At 39.8% G+C, this 16,866-nt stretch carries 13 protein-coding genes, 1 tRNA gene and 1 pseudogene; 5 read left to right on the top strand and 10 right to left on the bottom strand.

Features of this window, described 5'->3' with window-relative positions; translation table 11 throughout:
- Positions 1-97: 97 nt before the first annotated feature.
- Positions 98-2,068, bottom strand: a complete 1,971-nt coding sequence (locus PSF67_RS00915) for a BglG family transcription antiterminator (RefSeq protein WP_210848197.1) — start codon at positions 2,066-2,068, stop codon at positions 98-100.
- 141 nt (positions 2,069-2,209) lie between these two features.
- Entirely contained in the window at positions 2,210-2,911 is a 702-nt protein-coding gene (locus PSF67_RS00910; RefSeq protein ID WP_166264343.1) for a pirin family protein, read from the bottom strand.
- Between the two features lie 124 nt (positions 2,912-3,035).
- Between PSF67_RS00910 and PSF67_RS00905 the strand changes: the two genes are divergently transcribed.
- On the top strand, positions 3,036-3,929 hold the full coding sequence (locus PSF67_RS00905) for a LysR family transcriptional regulator (RefSeq protein WP_102137899.1): 894 nt from the start codon (positions 3,036-3,038) through the stop codon (positions 3,927-3,929).
- Positions 3,930-4,225: 296 nt separating this feature from the next.
- Here the strand turns inward: PSF67_RS00905 and PSF67_RS00900 are convergent, their stop codons facing one another.
- The 5 genes from PSF67_RS00900 to PSF67_RS00880 all read right to left on the bottom strand — a co-directional run bounded on the left by PSF67_RS00900 (position 4,226) and on the right by PSF67_RS00880 (position 6,770).
- On the bottom strand, positions 4,226-4,621 hold the full coding sequence (locus PSF67_RS00900) for a DoxX family protein (protein ID WP_102137898.1): 396 nt from the start codon (positions 4,619-4,621) through the stop codon (positions 4,226-4,228).
- Positions 4,622-4,859: 238 nt separating this feature from the next.
- A complete protein-coding gene (locus PSF67_RS00895; protein ID WP_102137897.1) occupies positions 4,860-5,159 on the bottom strand; it encodes a YqjK-like family protein in 300 nt (99 codons plus the stop codon).
- Positions 5,146-5,553 (bottom strand): phage holin family protein, encoded by a 408-nt coding sequence (locus tag PSF67_RS00890; protein WP_166264347.1) that lies wholly within the window; start codon positions 5,551-5,553, stop codon positions 5,146-5,148. Before PSF67_RS00890 ends, PSF67_RS00895 begins: the two co-directional genes overlap by 14 nt.
- Before the next feature lie 6 nt (positions 5,554-5,559).
- Entirely contained in the window at positions 5,560-5,865 is a 306-nt protein-coding gene (locus tag PSF67_RS00885; RefSeq protein WP_102137895.1) for a DUF883 family protein, read from the bottom strand.
- A gap of 236 nt (positions 5,866-6,101) precedes the next feature.
- The gene (locus PSF67_RS00880) at positions 6,102-6,770 is read right to left on the bottom strand and encodes a DedA family protein (protein WP_102137894.1); all 669 of its coding nucleotides are present in this window, start codon (positions 6,768-6,770) and stop codon (positions 6,102-6,104) included.
- A gap of 614 nt (positions 6,771-7,384) precedes the next feature.
- Between PSF67_RS00880 and PSF67_RS00875 the strand changes: the two genes are divergently transcribed.
- The gene (locus PSF67_RS00875; RefSeq protein ID WP_102137893.1) at positions 7,385-8,344 is read left to right on the top strand and encodes a TerC family protein; all 960 of its coding nucleotides are present in this window, start codon (positions 7,385-7,387) and stop codon (positions 8,342-8,344) included.
- Between the two features lie 273 nt (positions 8,345-8,617).
- Complete coding sequence (gene sstT / locus PSF67_RS00870; RefSeq protein ID WP_102137892.1) at positions 8,618-9,871, top strand: serine/threonine transporter SstT; 1,254 nt, start codon at positions 8,618-8,620, stop codon at positions 9,869-9,871.
- Between the two features lie 105 nt (positions 9,872-9,976).
- Here sstT and PSF67_RS00865 read toward each other — a convergent pair whose 3' ends face one another.
- Positions 9,977-11,998 (bottom strand): NADPH-dependent 2,4-dienoyl-CoA reductase, encoded by a 2,022-nt coding sequence (locus PSF67_RS00865; RefSeq protein WP_272676400.1) that lies wholly within the window; start codon positions 11,996-11,998, stop codon positions 9,977-9,979.
- Between the two features lie 223 nt (positions 11,999-12,221).
- Between PSF67_RS00865 and PSF67_RS00860 the strand changes: the two genes are divergently transcribed.
- Positions 12,222-12,818: a GNAT family N-acetyltransferase gene (locus PSF67_RS00860; RefSeq protein WP_272676419.1), complete on the top strand. Its 597-nt coding sequence runs from the start codon at positions 12,222-12,224 to the stop codon at positions 12,816-12,818.
- A gap of 45 nt (positions 12,819-12,863) precedes the next feature.
- Here the strand turns inward: PSF67_RS00860 and PSF67_RS00855 are convergent, their stop codons facing one another.
- Entirely contained in the window at positions 12,864-13,937 is a 1,074-nt protein-coding gene (locus PSF67_RS00855; RefSeq protein ID WP_272676399.1) for an NAD(P)H-dependent amine dehydrogenase family protein, read from the bottom strand.
- Between the two features lie 359 nt (positions 13,938-14,296).
- On the opposite strand from PSF67_RS00855, the gene PSF67_RS00850 reads away from it, so the two are divergent.
- A tRNA-Ile gene (locus PSF67_RS00850) sits at positions 14,297-14,373 on the top strand.
- Positions 14,374-15,689: 1,316 nt separating this feature from the next.
- Here the strand turns inward: PSF67_RS00850 and PSF67_RS00845 are convergent.
- A pseudogene (locus PSF67_RS00845) lies at positions 15,690-16,794 on the bottom strand (IS3 family transposase).
- Positions 16,795-16,866 lie beyond the last annotated feature (72 nt).

Genomic DNA, 16,866 nt, shown 5'->3' with positions numbered 1-16,866 from the left:
GTTTAGGATAGGAAAATATTTGCGAGAGTTGTGGTTAGGATCACGTAAAAATCAGCAACCTCCTCTTTTCCGCTAAAAAGTGGAAGTTGCTATCAAATTAAAGGATACGCGCCAAGCTATCTTTAGCTATCACCTGGAATTCATTGAAATTTTTGACACTGACTAAGCGACGAGTCGTTTTTTCTTTTACAAAGGTAACGAATAAATCATAAATAGCCATTGCTTCTTCATAGTCTGTTTTACTTATCGCGAGTAAGAAAATGACATAAGCGTTCTCTTTGGTTTCTTTATTCCACTCAATGCCTTTGGGGGCGACAACGGTTGCAACTACCGTTTTATTGGCAAGTAGCCCTAAAGAGTGGGGCAATGCAATGCCTTCCCCGAGCAATGTGGAAACAATTGACTCACGCTCTTGCAGTGAAGGGTAAAAATCGGGTGTGACATAGCCTTCTTGCTGTAATTTATGGCAAACCATTTGAAAGAGCGCTTCTTGGCTAATTTTTTCATTAATGACCATGAAGAACCGTTCATCAAAAAAACGCTCAATAATGTAAGGGCGGGTTTGGTCAACCATCGCTAGGCGGCCAACTTGCTCTAGCTGATAGGGGGTCGGAAAAGGCGCGATTTTAATGACAGGCTTGTTTTTCTCTGAAATTCGCACCGTGGTAATGACGAAATCTTCAGAGACTTCATCCAAGGACTCGTACTCTTGTAACGTTAACCCTCGGCTAAATTTGAGCTGTGGAAATTCACGCATGATTTTAGATTCAACCACGCGAAACGTGGAGTTTCCTGCATCTGTTACCACCAGTACTTCCGTTTGTCGTATTGAGCCTGCGCCATAATTTCTTTCAAGACTGACACCGATATGCACCGCTAAATAACCTAATTCGTCCTCGCTGATTGGATGAGGGAGTAACTGCTTGCTGGCACTGGTCAATGCGCTCAGTGTGACGTCATAGGCAAAAGGATAATATTGTTTAATATCAGAAAGTAATGGATTTGGTGTGGAAATATGGTATTGCAAGCGAGTGATCAACGCAGCGAGATGCGTATTGAGATCTTTTTTGAGCTTTTCATCGTTACGCAAATCATAATTATATAATTCATTAATATAATTTAAAATATATTCGCATAGCTCATTATGCGTTCCATTTTTTTGCGTGCTAGAGTCTTGGTGACTAATGCGTTGGGCGATAATTTGGTCATGTAAATAGCTAAGTTCTGCCCCTGAAAGGTCATTGCCAAGGAAGTAGATCAATCCTTTAGATATTTCACCACAGGCTTTGCGGATTGCTTCTTCACTGTCATCATCTTTGACAGCAGTGGTGAGTTCATGGCCGCGAGTGATGCGTAAAATAGTGACTGCACAATTAAAAACCAAGTACAAATGCCCTTCATTACTAATACGAATATCAAAGCGATTCATACTGTTATGCAAAACTTTATCGATGTATGTCAGGTCTAAATTATCAAGGCAATCAGGACGGAAAGTGGATAAATCAGGCGTTATCTGTGCGGAATAACGACGCCATAAAGTTTCGGTCATACAAGCTCGAACCGCCCACTCGCTACCGTTTAAACGAATGCCTTGATGAGGAATACTTTCTAACGCAATTTGGTATTTCTGAAGCTGTTCTCGCACCGCACCCATATCTTGCTGTAATGTACCGCGGCTGATAAACCACTCTTCAGCGATATCATCAAGCTTTACGGGGAGTGATAGCATTAAGAGCTTTAATAGCAGCGCATCAATGCGCTCTTTGCTCGTACGAGGAATATGATTGTCTTCATCATTTTGCTGCGTAAAAGTGGCAAATAGGGCTTCATCTTCAATTTTCAATCGGTAACCACGACCTCGCTCATACACAATATGTGCACTATATGGCTGTATCAATTCATTGATTTCATTGATATCAGAACGAATAGTTCGAGTAGAAACCGAAAAGTTTTTTGCTAATTCGTCTTGAGGCACAACCTCATTAAGAATTTGAGCAAAAATTTGATTATGTCGCTGTTGAGTGAATAGAGCCACGGAAACACCTTTAAAATCAAAACAAAAAAGCATTTGAGCAAGAAAATTACGTGTTTTTTGCTCGCTAATGGCAGGACTCTAACACAAGCGTGTCAATATGTAGGATATGTAAATCATGAAATTTGCGAATCCGTTCGCAAAATTCATGCTGTTATAGCTGGAAGGGGGGAGTTTTTATTCCCCAAGGTCGATTAACAGGCCTCTAAACGGTTTATCTGCACTAATGATGACTTGATTATCGTCTTGGATAAACGCCCCGTCATTGCAATTCATTCCTAACTGCTCGCCTTTTGGTGTACGCAATGTTGCTCCACCATGTATAGATTGAAGGAATGAGTTTCTTCCTTTTAGCGTTATCGCTGATGATTCATTGGCCGCCAAATGAATTTGGGTGATCCAAATTTGTTGACGTAATTGAATACTTTCCTCCTCCCCATCAGGAGATGCGATAAGTTTGTTCTCATTTTCATTAATGGTTATTTTTTGCAAAGGTAACGATTCTTGCTGTGGGCAAGCATTTAGCCAGAGCTGTAAACGCGTTAGCGGTGTTTTGGGACACACATTTTGTTCACTGTAGCTGAGGTCTGGGCGCGGTGAAAAACGCACACATTCACCTTCATTCGCTTGGATAGTATTACCTGAGCTATCACGATACTCCGCATGCCCTTTTAGGATGATATTTAAGATATCGACATGTGGGTAGGTTCTTGGCTGTAATGCATTTTGTGGCGCGATAACTTCTTGATTCAGCACTCTGAGTGTTTTAAAACCCATAAAGTCTGGGTCAAAATAATGACCAAATGAAAAGGAATAACGCGCTTGTAGCCAACCATAATCAGCTTTGCCGCAATGATTAGCGGGTCTTAGTATCATCATAATGGTTAACCCCCTATCGAAAATAAATAAGTTAATAATCTATTGTTATAATAAATAGCTGGACGTTGAATTGTTAGCCAGTTAATCTGTTTCCCTTATTCAAATTTCCTGAAAGAGAAGCTTCATGAGTAAAGAGAGAGCATTAACACTTGAATCATTAAGGGTTATGGATGCAATCGACCGCCGTGGTAGTTTTGCTGCAGCCGCTGAAGAATTGGGGCGAGTTCCTTCTGCGCTGAGTTATACCATGCAAAAATTAGAAGAAGAGCTCGATGTCATTTTATTTGACCGTTCAGGGCATAGAACTAAGTTTACTAATGTCGGTAGGATGTTACTTGATAGAGGGAGGATCCTACTTGAAGCCGCTGATAAGCTAACATCTGATGCAGAAGCCCTGGCAAAAGGATGGGAAACGCATTTAACCATCGTGTGCGAGGCGCTAGTTCCTGCTCATTCTCTTTTTCCGCTGGTGGAACGATTGGCGGAAAAATCAGAAACACAGTTATCTTTAATTACTGAGGTTTTAGCGGGCGCATGGGAGCGCCTTGAAAGTGGTAAAGCGGACATCGTGATTGCCCCTGATATGCATTTCCGATCATCTTCAGAGATTAACTCTAAATCGTTATATACCATTAATCATATTTACGTGGCGAGCCCGGATCATCCCATTCACCAAGAGCCAGAACCGTTATCTGATGCGACTCGAGTGAAGTACCGAGGGATCGCAGTGGCTGATACCGCACGTGAGCGGCCTGTGATAACGGTGCAGTTGTTGGATAAGCAACAACGATTAACGGTGTCGACGATTGAAGATAAACACAATGCACTGTTGGCCGGTCTTGGTGTTGCGACGATGCCGTACCCAATGGTTGAGCAAGATATTCGTGAAGGGCGTTTGAAGGTGGTTGGCGCAGAGTTTAGCCATGAGACGAATATTATTATGGCGTGGCGGCGGGATAGTATGGGGGAGGCTAAGTCGTGGTGTCTCCGAGAAATCCCCAAATTATTTAGAGTGTAAACTCGTTATATTTTGAGCCGTAGGGGTGTTGGCTTCATTGAGTCACCCGAGTCACATACTTATGTATGCTCACGGGATGACTCAATTTGCCGCCTACCTACAACTCAAACTATTTAGAGTTTACGAGTAGGGTTTGATTATGCAGCCCCCTAAAACAATAACTGAAAACTCCTTACCCAAATAAATTTCCTTTAGCTGAGCCAAAACCTTTATTTTAGGCAAAAAAATACCTCCCGAAGGAGGTACAAATTGGACAAAAATAAACTAAATCAATAAGGGTGATAATGAAATCGGAGTTACCATTTTTTATTTAATAAATGGTCAATACTAAATTTCCCTGGGCCAGTCACAGCTAACAGTAAGAAACCGCCTGCAATAGTAAAGTTTTTCATAAACATTAAGCTATTTGGTGCCACGCTAAAGTCGATATGGAACAGTAGCGCCGTTAATACGGTAAAGCCTGCAGTAAATAGGGCCACAGTTCGAGTTAAGAAACCGAACAGAATGGCTAGGCCACCACCAAGTTCTAATAAAATGGTTAGCGGTAATAAAAAGCCTGGAACACCCATTGCTTGCATGTATTGCTGTGTTCCTGCGTATGCATCTCCCAGTTTTCCATACCCAGCAACAATGAACAGAATTGGCATCATAATACGAGCTAACAATACCGCACCACTTTCTAAATTTTTCATTAAGATTCTCCAGACTAATAAGCCATTAAATATAAATTATTTGCGATATGTGTCGCTTTGTAATGTTGTTTTCAGCACAAATAGGCAAGAAAACATTTGATGGGCTTATAGTAGTCATTTGCTTTTTCAATAAAAAGCAAAGCTTATTAACAAAGATAGTCAAAAAAATTGAATGGAGATGGAGGAGGAACTAGCTAAAGTGAAGAGGTTCAATTTAACATATTGATTTTAATTGAAACTATTTCTTTCCTGCATTGATCGTACTTTGAATTGTTCTTGCTATGCCCCACATCGTGAAGGCTTTTTTCCCTAATTGGAGTATGCGCTGTGGTCTTTTCAGTGAATAAATTGAAAGCAGGCCTGTTGCCGCAATAAATAAAGGGCGGAAGGTAACCAAGGTTTTCCATGTGCGGTCATAAGGGGCTGTCACATGTAGCCAATCTTCAGAACTTGCAGCAAGGTCGCTCCGTTGCTGCTCAATTCTGTTGAGTAATCGCTGTTTTTTTGCGGCAAGTAATTGGCGTTTATTTCTGGTCATTATCCTTACCTGCTAATGCACTTGCATCTTGGCTTAATTGCTCCCGTGTGGAGCTCAATAAGGTAGATTGCTTCGCTTTTTTGAGGGCCCAAATAGCAAAAATAATGGCGAGTAGAACTAAACATCCTGTTGTTATCGCCAGTGCTTGATAACGATAAACAGGGTCTACAGACCAAAAAATGAGTCCAATTAGACACATTAGACCAAAAGCAGTAAAAAGAAGCGCTAGCCCAACTAACAATAGCAGTTGGATAAAATTAACTTTTTCTTCTTCAAGCTCAACAGCAATGAGCTGAAGGCGAGTTTCAACAATATTAACGGTGATACTCGCGATACGCTGCAGTATTTCAAGGACCCCTTTACCGGGGCCCTGACGTTGTTGATTTTGTTCCATAAGTCATTAACGTTTCGCGAGAAGTACGCCAAGAACCACACCAACAGCAGCACCGATACCGATACCAGTCCATGGGTTTTCTTTGACATAGTTGTCTGCACGGCCCGCAATTTCTTTAGTTTGTTCAGTGATCCTTTCAGTCGTTTGACCGAGTTTAGCGCGAGATGAGCAAAGTGCGTCTTTCGCTTTGGATTTCAAGCTTTCAATCTCTTCTTTCGATTTCTCGCCTGTATCATTCAATACAGCTTCAAGAGAGTCAGCTAACGCTTTGAGTTCTGCGCGTAGGTCTTCTGATGAATGATTTGATGACATGTAGAACCTCCTATCAATAGAAAAGAAACTTCACTGTATTAACAATAACCGTTTTTACATTAAGTGCAATGAGTTATTCAACAATAAATTGTGGGCTCAGAAAAAATGTAAAAAACAGTATTAAGGAAAATATTTTTATTTTCAGTGGTTTATCTTTGTTGGGGTGAGCCGAAATATTGAGAGGTAAAATTAAGTAAAAATGAAAGTGCGAGAACAGGGCGTTCCCGCACGGAGGATTAATTTACTTTTTTATTTGAAAACTTTTTCTTGACGACAACGGCAATGCTACCTATTAGGCCAAGGATCAGTAGCCCTACAGGGATCAACATCAAAATATTCATAATATGATGTTCATATTGTAGGAAAATCGGGCTTTTACCAAAGCCATAACCAATCGCAGTCAAAATTAACACCCACAGTAAGCCACTTAACCAATTAAATACTTGGAAACGACCATTTTGCAAGCCTGCAAGGCCTGCGATAGTTGGAAGTAGTGTTCTGACAAAAGCTAAAAAACGGCCAATTAATAAGGCAGCGAGGCCATGACGGTGGAACAAGCCATAAGCGCGTTGGTGGTAGTGTTCAGGTAAGTGCGCTAGCCAGCCTTTAACAATTCGTGTGTTACCCAGCCATCGCCCTTGTATATAACCAACCCAGCAGCCTAAACTGGCACCAGCGGTTAAAATGACGATGGTGAGCGGATAACTTAACGCGCCTTTAGCGATGAGTACACCAACTAAAATCAATAAGCTATCACCAGGTAAAAACGCTGCAGGCAATACCCCGTTTTCAAGAAACAAGATAGCGAACAGCATGAAGTAAATCGACCACACTAACGCAGGGTTAGATAAGGTGACATAATCTTGGTGCCAAAGGGCGAAAAAAAGTTCTTTAACTAATTCCATTAATGTTTCCTAAACGGCAATAACAGCAACAAACTTGTTGTTGGGCAGGGAGAAATGGATTAAGTGAATGCCAAAGTGAAAGTAGTGTTTCCTCAGGCTGTTAGTGTAAAGCACGCTCACTTTAACAAAACAGAAAATAACTAAACAGCAAATTTTAAGCTTATTTTTAGAATTCATTTAAGTTTTGGTTTATTTTTACAATTTATCGTGTGGTATGTAACGATGTAAAGTGCTTAAAAACGGCGTTTAGCCTGTTTTTTTTCTCAGAGTATGCGAAATATACTGGTTAATTTATCTTTTAATGTAAAAAAATAACGATAAAACAATAACGGCTAATTATTGCATTTTAAGACTATTTACCGTATCTTATCGCCATAGCAAAGGGGAGTAACTTCTTCTTGTCGGTTTATCGTCATTACGGTGTACATATTACACCCGGTAGCCGAGCACCACAGTTCCCTATTTTTGGGGTGTTTGTGTTGTAAGTGAGACCTTGCCAGAAGGCGGGGTTTGCTCATAATTTACAACCAAAAGAAATAACTTGTGGTTAACGAATTTTAAGCGGCTGATGTCTTCTGGATATCAGCCGTTTTTTGTTTTTAAGGGAAAGGAAAATGCACTCAGTTGGTAACCCAATTTTATGGGGTAGTTTTGCCGTTATTATTTTACTTATGTTACTCATTGATTTGTTCTGGCAAGGGAAACACAAAGGCCAAGCAATGTCGATGAAACAAGCTGCGGCTTGGAGTATCGTGTGGGTAACGCTTTCACTGCTCTTTGCAGCAGGCTTTTGGTGGTATCTTAATGAGAACGTAGGACGTGAGTTTGCCGATAGCCAAACCATGGCGTTCTTAACGGGTTATTTATTAGAAAAAGCATTAGCTGTCGATAACGTATTCGTCTGGTTAATGTTATTTAGTTATTTCGCGATCCCAGCCAATTTACAGCGTCGCGTGTTGGTTTATGGAGTATTGGGCGCTATCGTACTTCGTACGATTATGATTTTTGCAGGTAGTTGGTTAGTCACACAATTTAGCTGGATTTTATATGTATTTGGCTTGTTCTTGCTATTTACGGGTTTGAAAATGGCTTTTGCTAAAGAAGATGACTCGCCAATTACAGATAAACCGTTAGTCAAATGGGTTCGTTCTCATTTACGCATGACAGATGAATTACATGGTGAAAAATTCTTCATTAAACGTAATGGCATTTTATTTGCGACCCCACTTATTTTAGTACTGATCTTAGTTGAGATTAGTGATGTGATATTTGCAGTGGACAGCATACCCGCTATTTTTGCGGTAACAACTGACCCATTCATTGTTTTAACATCGAATTTATTTGCTATTTTAGGCCTGCGAGCCATGTACTTCTTGTTGTCTGGGGTTGCTGAGAAATTCTCAATGCTAAAATACGGTTTAGCGGTGATTTTAAGCTTTATCGGTATAAAAATGCTATTGATTGATATTTTCCACATCCCAACACCGATTTCATTGGGCGTGATTGCGTCAATCTTAGTCGTAACGCTAGTTATTAATGCTATTGTTAATAAACGCAACGAAGCAAAAAATTAATTTACCTTTTTCATTTTTTTCATTTTTTAAATCCTCTGCTGTAAAAGCAGGGGATTTTTTTTAACCCTCTGAAAACACTCAACCATTTTGTTCATGCCATTCTACTATAAGAAACAAAACTCTATTGAGATCACAGTTATGTAAAATGTTTGTTAAACAAAATCAATCATTGTGTATATTTTGAATAATTGCCTTTTCAGGCGACTATTATTCCTTATACTTGCTGTGCAAACACATTTAATTCCTAATAAAGATAAATAATATAGGTCTATTATGGATACAAATAAAACAGGGTTATGGCGAGTTATTAGCCAAGGTAGTCTAGTCAAGCAGATACTGGTTGGCTTGATAGCAGGTATTTTGCTTGCATGGTTATGGCCATCTGCTGCAAAAAATGTCGGGTTGTTAGGGGATTTATTCGTTAGTGCATTAAAGGCTGTTGCGCCTGTATTAGTATGGGTGTTAGTGATGTCATCCATTGCTAACCACCGCCAAGGGCAAAAAACCAATATCAAACCCATACTGGTCTTATATATTTTGGGAACATTTTTTGCCGCGGTTGTCGCTGTTATTGGTTCTTTCCTATTTCCATCAAATTTAGTGTTAGTGGTCGGTGATACACAGCTAAATCCTCCGGGAAATATTGCTGAAGTGTTAAAAGGTTTGCTAATCAATATATTTGCGAACCCTATCGATGCACTGATTAAGGGCAATTATATTGGTATTTTAGCGTGGGCGATTGGGTTGGGTATTGCACTGCGCCATGCAAATGAAACCACAAAAAATTTAGTTCATGATTTTTCTAATGCAGTAACACAGCTGGTACGTGTTGTGATCCGCTTAGCGCCTTTAGGGATTTTTGGCTTGGTTGCTTCAACTATCGCAACGACAGGTTTTTCAACCTTAAAAGGTTATATCCACGTTCTCGCAGTTTTAATTGGCTGTATGTTGATTGTTGCTTTGGTTGTTAACCCACTGATTGTCTATTGGAAAATGAAGCGCAACCCATACCCATTAGTTTTAGCTTGCTTACGTGAAAGCGGGGTAACGGCATTCTTTACGCGTAGTTCCGCAGCGAATATTCCTGTGAATATGGGGATGTGCCGTCGTATGAATCTGCACGAAGATACCTACTCTGTTTCTATCCCATTAGGCGCAACCATCAATATGGCAGGCGCAGCGGTAACGATTACAGTGCTGACGTTAGCCGCGGTACACACTTTAGGTATTCCTGTTGATATCCCAACAGCATTACTATTAAGTGTAGTGGCCGCAGTCTGTGCGTGTGGCGCTTCTGGGGTTGCGGGCGGCTCACTGTTATTGATCCCATTAGCTTGTAACATGTTTGGTATTTCAAATGAGATTGCGATGCAAGTGGTTGCGGTTGGTGTGATGATTGGCGTGTTACAGGATTCAGTCGAAACAGCGCTTAACTCTTCAACTGACGTGTTATTTACTGCGGCTGTGTGCATAGCGGAAGATGAAAAACTGGCTAACGCTGAAGCACGGTTATCTCACCGCGATTAATTGTGTGAACCAAAAGAAGGGCAGGGACTGTGAAAGCAATCTCTGCCTTTTTTTTGGGATATGTGATAAACCCTAGCGAAAATCCCGAACAACGGAGCAGAAAAATTAAAGCTGATACGCAATTTTCATACCTTGCTCGATAGCGCGGCGCGCATCCAGCTCTGCGGCAACATCAGCACCACCAATAACATAGGCATTAATCCCACGTTCTGCTAATTGTACTTTTAATGGGCGGTAAGGCTCTTGCCCTGCACATAAAATCACATTATCAACGGGAAGGCACTGGATTTCATTTTGATAACGAATATGTAGCCCTTCGTTATCAACTCGCATATATTCAACACCATTTAGCATCTGCACACCCCGCTTCATTAGGGATAAGCGATGCACCCAACCGGTTGTTTTACCAAGACCCGCCCCGACTTTACTGTTTTTACGCTGTAATAAGTACAATTGGCGAGCTGATGCCATAAGGGATTTTTGTGGGGGAAATACGCCACCTTTTGAATGGATTGTGGTGTCAATATTCCACTCTTTATTAAATAGTGATGAATCTAAACTGCTACTTTTTCCTTCTTGGGTTAGCAACTCGGCAACATCAAAACCAATCCCCCCAGCCCCAATAATGGCGGCACTTTTCCCCACTGAACGTTGTTTGGTGATGACATCGATATAAGAAATGACTTTATGGTGGTCAACCCCTTCGAGCTGGATCTTTCGTGGAACGACACCCGTTGCAATAATGACCTCATCAAATCCAGATAAACAGTCAACATCGGCTTGTTGTTCAAGGCGCACATCAACATTTAATAGTTCCAGTTGTCGGCAGAAGTAACGAATAGTTTCATGGAATTCTTCTTTACCGGGGATTTGCTTCGCGAGGTTAAATTGCCCACCTATGTGGTTAGACTTTTCAAACAAAGTGACGCGATGCCCACGTTTTGCTGCATAAATTGCACAAGATAACCCGGCAGGCCCTGCGCCAACAATTGCGACAGATTTGCTCTGTGGGGCTTTTTCGTTAGGGTAATCCATTTCCCTAACGGCTTGTGGGTTAACCAAACAACTGGCGAGTTTTCCACTAAAGATAAGGTCGAGACAGGCTTGATTACAACCAATGCAGGTATTGATTTCATCAGCTCGATTTTCTGCTGCTTTACGGACAAATGCTTCATCAGCAAGAAACGGCCGAGCCATTGAAACCATATCTGCTTGATGATTGGCAATAATATGTTCTGCAACAAAGGGGTCATTGATGCGATTTGTGGTTATCAGCGGAATATTCACTTTTCCCATTAATTTTTGCGTAACCCAACTAAACGCACTACGGGGAACTTGTGTTGCTATCGTAGGTACTCGAGCTTCGTGCCAACCAATACCCGTGTTGATCATACTGGCACCTGCGTTTTCAATTTGTTTGGCAAGAAATTCAACTTCTTCCCATGTTGAGCCTTCTTCGACTAAATCCAACATGGAAAGTCGATAAATAATGATAAAGTTTTCCCCAACGGCTTTCCGTATTTGTCGCACGATTTCAATGGGAAAGCGAATTCGGTTTATGTAACTCCCACCCCATTCATCAGTTCTATGGTTGGTACGCTTGGTAATGAATTGGTTAATTAAATAACCTTCGGAACCCATAATTTCAACACCATCATACCCAGCTTGCTGAGCTAGCTTGGCTGTTGTCACGAAGTCATCAATCGTTTTTTCAACTTCATCAGTTGAAAGTTCTCGAGGGGCGAAAGGAATAATTTCTGCTTGAATAGGGCTTGGCGCAACTAATTTAGGGTGCAGCCCATAACGCCCTGCATGCAAGATTTGTAAGGCGATTTTACCATCTGCTTGGTGGACGGCATCCGTGATTTGTTGATGAAATGAAAGCTGGTTTTTATCGTTTAATACCGCGCCATGAGCGGTAAGCGCCCCTTCTGGATTGGGGGCGATACCACCGGTAATGATGAGGCTGACACCATTTTCAGCGCGTAGGCGGTAAAAATGTGCTAGCCGCTCACTGCCTTGTGGGTGTTCTTCAAGCCCAGTATGCATTGAACCCATCAAGATGCGATTTTTTAGGACGGTATGGCCTAAATCAAGTGGGGTAAAAAGGTGTGGGAAATTGCTCATTATTATACTCCCATTCGGGATTTCATTAACAGGTCAGATGAGTTAACTGTAGCGTAATGAAGGGGTAATTTGGTAAAGATGTTAAAATTTTGTGATTTTTATCATATGTTTTCGGTTAAATAGCTGAGTGTCATAAAAAAATAGGTGTTTTTTTGTTTTTATGTCATAAAAAGAGATTAAAAAAAGAAACACACAGCATAAAGAGCAATATAGGGAAACCATGATGAAAGAGATTTGCCAAGCTATTACTTTAGAAGGTGAATACGTTCGCCTTGAACCTCTATCTCACCAATATGACGTCGAACTGGCAGATATCATTCGGCGAGATGGGCTGCATAATTTGTGGTATGCCTTAGTGCCTGAGCCTGAATATTTCTCTCAAGATGTGGAAAAGCGCCTGGAAAATTTCAAGAAAAAGGAATGCTTACCTTTTGTGGTGATCGATAAACGAAGCGATAAACCAGTGGGTATTACTTCTTATAACCGTGTGGACCATGCAGTAAGGCGGGTTGAAATTGGGGCCACTTGGTATGGAATAGAGGTGCAACGTACCGCATTAAATACAGAGGCTAAATATTTGCTGTTAAAACATGCCTTTGAGGAATTAGACTGCGTTGCAGTGGAGTTTCGTACACATTTTTTAAATAGCCAAAGTCGCCGTGCCATTGAACGTTTAGGGGCTAAGCTCGATGGTATCTTGCGTAATCATATGAAAACTAAAACGGGTGAACTGCGTGATAGCTGCGTATATAGCATTATCGAGTCAGAATGGCCGTCGATAAAACACCACTTAGAATGGCAGATGGTAAAACCGCGCTAAGGCTAGGTGTGGGGAAATAGCCCACCGGAAGGTGGGCAATGTTAGCTATAAATACTCATGCATTGGTTTGGTCATAAATACATTATTTGGCATTTTTTCTGTGGTGGTATAGCCAGCAGGGCTATTAATCAGTGCAGGAATGCGGTTCACTAAATTTGCACAGGTTAATTCTACGGTTGCTGGGTTATTCACCTCAATTGAGGTGTCGGGTTCACCAATTAACTGCCAGCTATTTTTATCACACTCACCCGCTGTTAAGATTTTCCCAATACACTCTGTTTCGAGGGTAATACCTTCTGCGGTTTCGGTGATCACCACTGCAGATAAGCCTAAGACATCGCCTTTTTTAACGGTCATTTTGAGCGTTTCGGAGTAAATATCTTGCTGGGCAATTTGCGGTACACAGCGCTGAGTTTGGCTGGTGATCGTTAACCCAAGGCGGCTACATAGCCAGCCGTTTTGTGTCCACATATACGGTGGTGCATATTCACCGCTTTCGATTTTCTGCGAAATAACATCGTAAGGTAAGTCATTATAGTTACCAATTTGTTTGTCGAACTCATCAACAGTTAAACCCGCACCGTGACCGACAGCAAGAGCGATACCGTAATCTTCAACGTTATAGCAGCTAGAACCTTTAATTTTCACCAATTTGTGCATGGAGCCTGCTAAGGTGTCAATGAGTACGCCCCAATACATATCAGGGTAGCCACTGCCCGCAAGGGTACAATTGTTTTCTTTGGCTAATGCATCAAGCTTTTGTGTAATTTCAGGTGATGAATTCCATGGGTAAAGGGCTTCTTCTCCGGTTGAAATGGCGTTTACACCATGACGAGCAAATAGGGATAATGCATCTTCTAAATCAGCCATGGTACTCAATGTTGCGATGATGCCAACATCAGGCTTTAAGGTTTCGAGAGTTTTATCCGCTTCATGTAGCGGTTGTACTTTTACCCCTGTTGGCGTCGTTCCTGCAATTTCACCTATATCTTTGCCAATAACGGCTTCATTGATATCAAAAGCCGCCACAACTTCAGCACCATGCTCTTGCAAGTAACGGATCAAAAATTTACCCATTTTTCCGCAACCATATTGAACTGCACGTACTTTTTTCATCATTATTGTCCTATATGCGAATTATCTATAGACCATATTGTGAGATTTGAATATAAAAAATATTGTTCTATATCAATTATTTGAATAAAGAATTTTTAATAAAATTGATTGCAATTATGATGTTGTTTTTATTGTTAATTTGATATTGGTGAGAGTTAAATATAGATAAAGTGCGAGAAAGTGATTTAAATAAAAAATAGCAGGGCTCATTAAAATTGCAAAAAACGACATTCGAATGATAGTAATAGCCTGTGCTATCGCATTGAATTATAAGAAAGGTAACTAGGTTGAACACAATTTCATCATACGGTTTCGAAACACTAGACCTAAGCTAAAACTACACGTATAATCCTCTCCACTTTGGCCCCTTAGCTCAGTTGGTTAGAGCAGTCGACTCATAATCGATTGGTCACTGGTTCAAGTCCAGTAGGGGCCACCAAATTTATCAAGGAGTTAGATGATTATCATCTAACTCCTTTTTGTTTTTACCTGATTTTGGGTTAGAATGATTCAAGTTACCTAATTCAACACATCCATGCTGACCTCTTCATCAGACATGATACGATAGGTTTCGCCTTCTCTAGAAATTACCAGTACACCTGTCATTTTTGGATAAATTGATAGCGCTTGCTAATCATATTTGAGCTCATATATGATTTTAATTTATAAAGTGATAATCACTATAATGAATGATTGACTATTTAACTAATTGGTGGGTAAAAAGGTTTTTAAATTAATCATATTTGTAAAGCAGCTATCGTTGCATTCTCTAAAAAATATATATACCTTACATAAAGTAGCCTTATAGCTACTGTTTATTGACATCTCACTATCGCACTCCCTTTGTAGGGTATTTTCCGAGGGGGGGATGCCAAACATTCTCGGCTTTTACATATTTCTTTTAATCATATAGTGAATAACAACGAAATTTACAGTAAATGAGATGGAACTCATAAATCGACCTTTTCAATTGTTAACCACTTACTGGCGAGTTTATCTGTCATAAGGGGGCATACAAGGGAAGGGTGTTAATTTTATGCAGACTTAACTTTAATGAATAAGAGGGCGTTCACGCTATTTTCAGCAATAAAATGGTTTATTAGCAATTTTGATGGAGGACTATTTATCATAAATTATATACAGGCTCCATAATACTCTATAAATTCCTCAATTAAAGAACTGCTAAACTGACTTGTGCAATCGATTATGGTCATCTTGCGTTTGTATTAATTTGCATTTAGCTTCTTTTAAATCTAGTTATTTTTCTTTTTAACTTCCACTCTTTTTCTTGTATTATCCTATTAGCTTGTCGCTTTTGATAAATTAGTTCATGAATTGATATTTGTATAGGGAGAAGTATATGTATTCACTAGAATTTTTTACAATAAAGCTGTCATCATTATAGCAAACCATTCAACCTAAAGTAGTACGTCATTTAAAAAAATCAGAATCGAATTTCGGTTATTTATAGAGGAATAGATAAAGCTGTTAGATAATGGTTTATTCGGAATTAGAATTATGGATAAAATATGGACTAAATTAGTCTGAAGAAAAATTCAATTTAACTTTAAAAAATAAATTGTGCTATTTGTTTATATGATAATATATTAAATTGATATTTTAATGTTTTCAATATACATGAGTTCTATTCGTTTTGTCTTTATTTCTTCAATTGTAAAAATATAATTATCTTTATAATAATATTTATTGAAATTCTTTGGTGGTTTTTTTGTTTTTTATTGTGTCCACTCCTCTTTAATTGAGACTCACCAAATTAGAGTTTTCTAACTGTTTACGATAGACCTCCGATGGGAGGTGATTTAAACTTTCATGTGTTCGATTTTGGTTATAACCTTGCAGCCAAAACCATGCTAATTCTCGAACTTGGCTCAACGATTCAAATAAATACGCATTTAAAAATTCACGACGGAACGAACCATTAAAACGCTCGATAAACCCATTTTATTGTGGTTTTTTCGGTTGAATATGGCACTGCAAAACTTGGTTATCTTCACAATAATTCAATAAGTTAACTAAAAAGAGTTCAGGGTCATTGTCGACTCGGATCTGTTTCGGTAACCCTCTTTCGGCTTTTAAACGTTCAAGCATCCTGATGACACGTTCAGCCGGTAATGATGTATCAACCTCGGTTGCTAAGCATTCACGCGTTCCTTCATCAATAATATTGAGGGTTCTGAAGCGCTTAGCGCAATATAAATTGTCGTACATAGAATTCAATGCCATTGAATGTTCGGGACTTTCTCTATTATTAATGTTTTTTTCCGTTTCGGAAGTACTTTCTTAACCCGTCGTTTCCGGTTCAATCCTAATCGACAATAAATGTGATAAACTCGTTTATGATTAAATGGATAGCCTTGAAATCTCAGTCGGAAATAGCATTTCCAAAATCCCGATTGTGGTGATTTAGCTAAAACGGATTGTATGGTATCAATTACCACACGGCCTTTTTTACGCGAATCTACTTGCTGACGGTAAAACGTGGCTCGTGACAACGATGTCAGCATACAAACCTTACTAACTGATAAACCAGCCTCTTTTAATGATTGAGTACAGGATCTTTTCTCAGCCACTACCAACCCTTTTTTGCGAAAAGCTCCTTCATTGCATGATTTTCAAGGCTAATTTCCGCAAATAGCTTTTTCAGTTTCACGTTTTCATATTCAATCTCTTTTAGTCGTTTAACATCATTAGCTTCCATGCCACCATACTTTGATTCCCAATTATAGTAAATGGCGTTGCTGATCCCATTTTGATGGCAAATATCTTTCACTTTCATACTTGAATCAGCGAGTTTTAAAATATTAACGATTTGAGTTTCAGTAAAACGGGCTTTTTTCATCATGACCTCTGCAATGGTTAGAGCAGAAAATCTAATTATAGCTGTCTTATTTTAGGGGAAGTGGACACTTCA

The sequence above is a fragment of the Providencia sp. PROV076 genome, from assembly GCF_028483405.1.
Taxonomy (GTDB): Bacteria; Pseudomonadota; Gammaproteobacteria; order Enterobacterales; family Enterobacteriaceae; genus Providencia; species Providencia huaxiensis.
The sequence above is the reverse complement of the archived record's forward strand: the minus strand, read 5'-3'. Positions and strand labels throughout refer to the sequence as shown.

What these genes read in the sequence shown, in the direction of transcription:
- PSF67_RS00915 (WP_210848197.1), bottom strand. Translation starts at nt 2,068, where the DNA reads ATGCTTTTTTGTTTTGATTTTAAAGGTGTTTCCGTGGCTCTATTCACT.
- PSF67_RS00910 (WP_166264343.1), bottom strand. Translation starts at nt 2,911, where the DNA reads ATGATGATACTAAGACCCGCTAATCATTGCGGCAAAGCTGATTATGGT.
- PSF67_RS00905 (WP_102137899.1), top strand. Translation starts at nt 3,036, where the DNA reads ATGAGTAAAGAGAGAGCATTAACACTTGAATCATTAAGGGTTATGGAT.
- PSF67_RS00900 (WP_102137898.1), bottom strand. Translation starts at nt 4,621, where the DNA reads ATGAAAAATTTAGAAAGTGGTGCGGTATTGTTAGCTCGTATTATGATG.
- PSF67_RS00895 (WP_102137897.1), bottom strand. Translation starts at nt 5,159, where the DNA reads ATGACCAGAAATAAACGCCAATTACTTGCCGCAAAAAAACAGCGATTA.
- PSF67_RS00890 (WP_166264347.1), bottom strand. Translation starts at nt 5,553, where the DNA reads ATGGAACAAAATCAACAACGTCAGGGCCCCGGTAAAGGGGTCCTTGAA.
- PSF67_RS00885 (WP_102137895.1), bottom strand. Translation starts at nt 5,865, where the DNA reads ATGTCATCAAATCATTCATCAGAAGACCTACGCGCAGAACTCAAAGCG.
- PSF67_RS00880 (WP_102137894.1), bottom strand. Translation starts at nt 6,770, where the DNA reads ATGGAATTAGTTAAAGAACTTTTTTTCGCCCTTTGGCACCAAGATTAT.
- PSF67_RS00875 (WP_102137893.1), top strand. Translation starts at nt 7,385, where the DNA reads ATGCACTCAGTTGGTAACCCAATTTTATGGGGTAGTTTTGCCGTTATT.
- sstT (WP_102137892.1), top strand. Translation starts at nt 8,618, where the DNA reads ATGGATACAAATAAAACAGGGTTATGGCGAGTTATTAGCCAAGGTAGT.
- PSF67_RS00865 (WP_272676400.1), bottom strand. Translation starts at nt 11,998, where the DNA reads ATGAGCAATTTCCCACACCTTTTTACCCCACTTGATTTAGGCCATACC.
- PSF67_RS00860 (WP_272676419.1), top strand. Translation starts at nt 12,222, where the DNA reads ATGAAAGAGATTTGCCAAGCTATTACTTTAGAAGGTGAATACGTTCGC.
- PSF67_RS00855 (WP_272676399.1), bottom strand. Translation starts at nt 13,937, where the DNA reads ATGATGAAAAAAGTACGTGCAGTTCAATATGGTTGCGGAAAAATGGGT.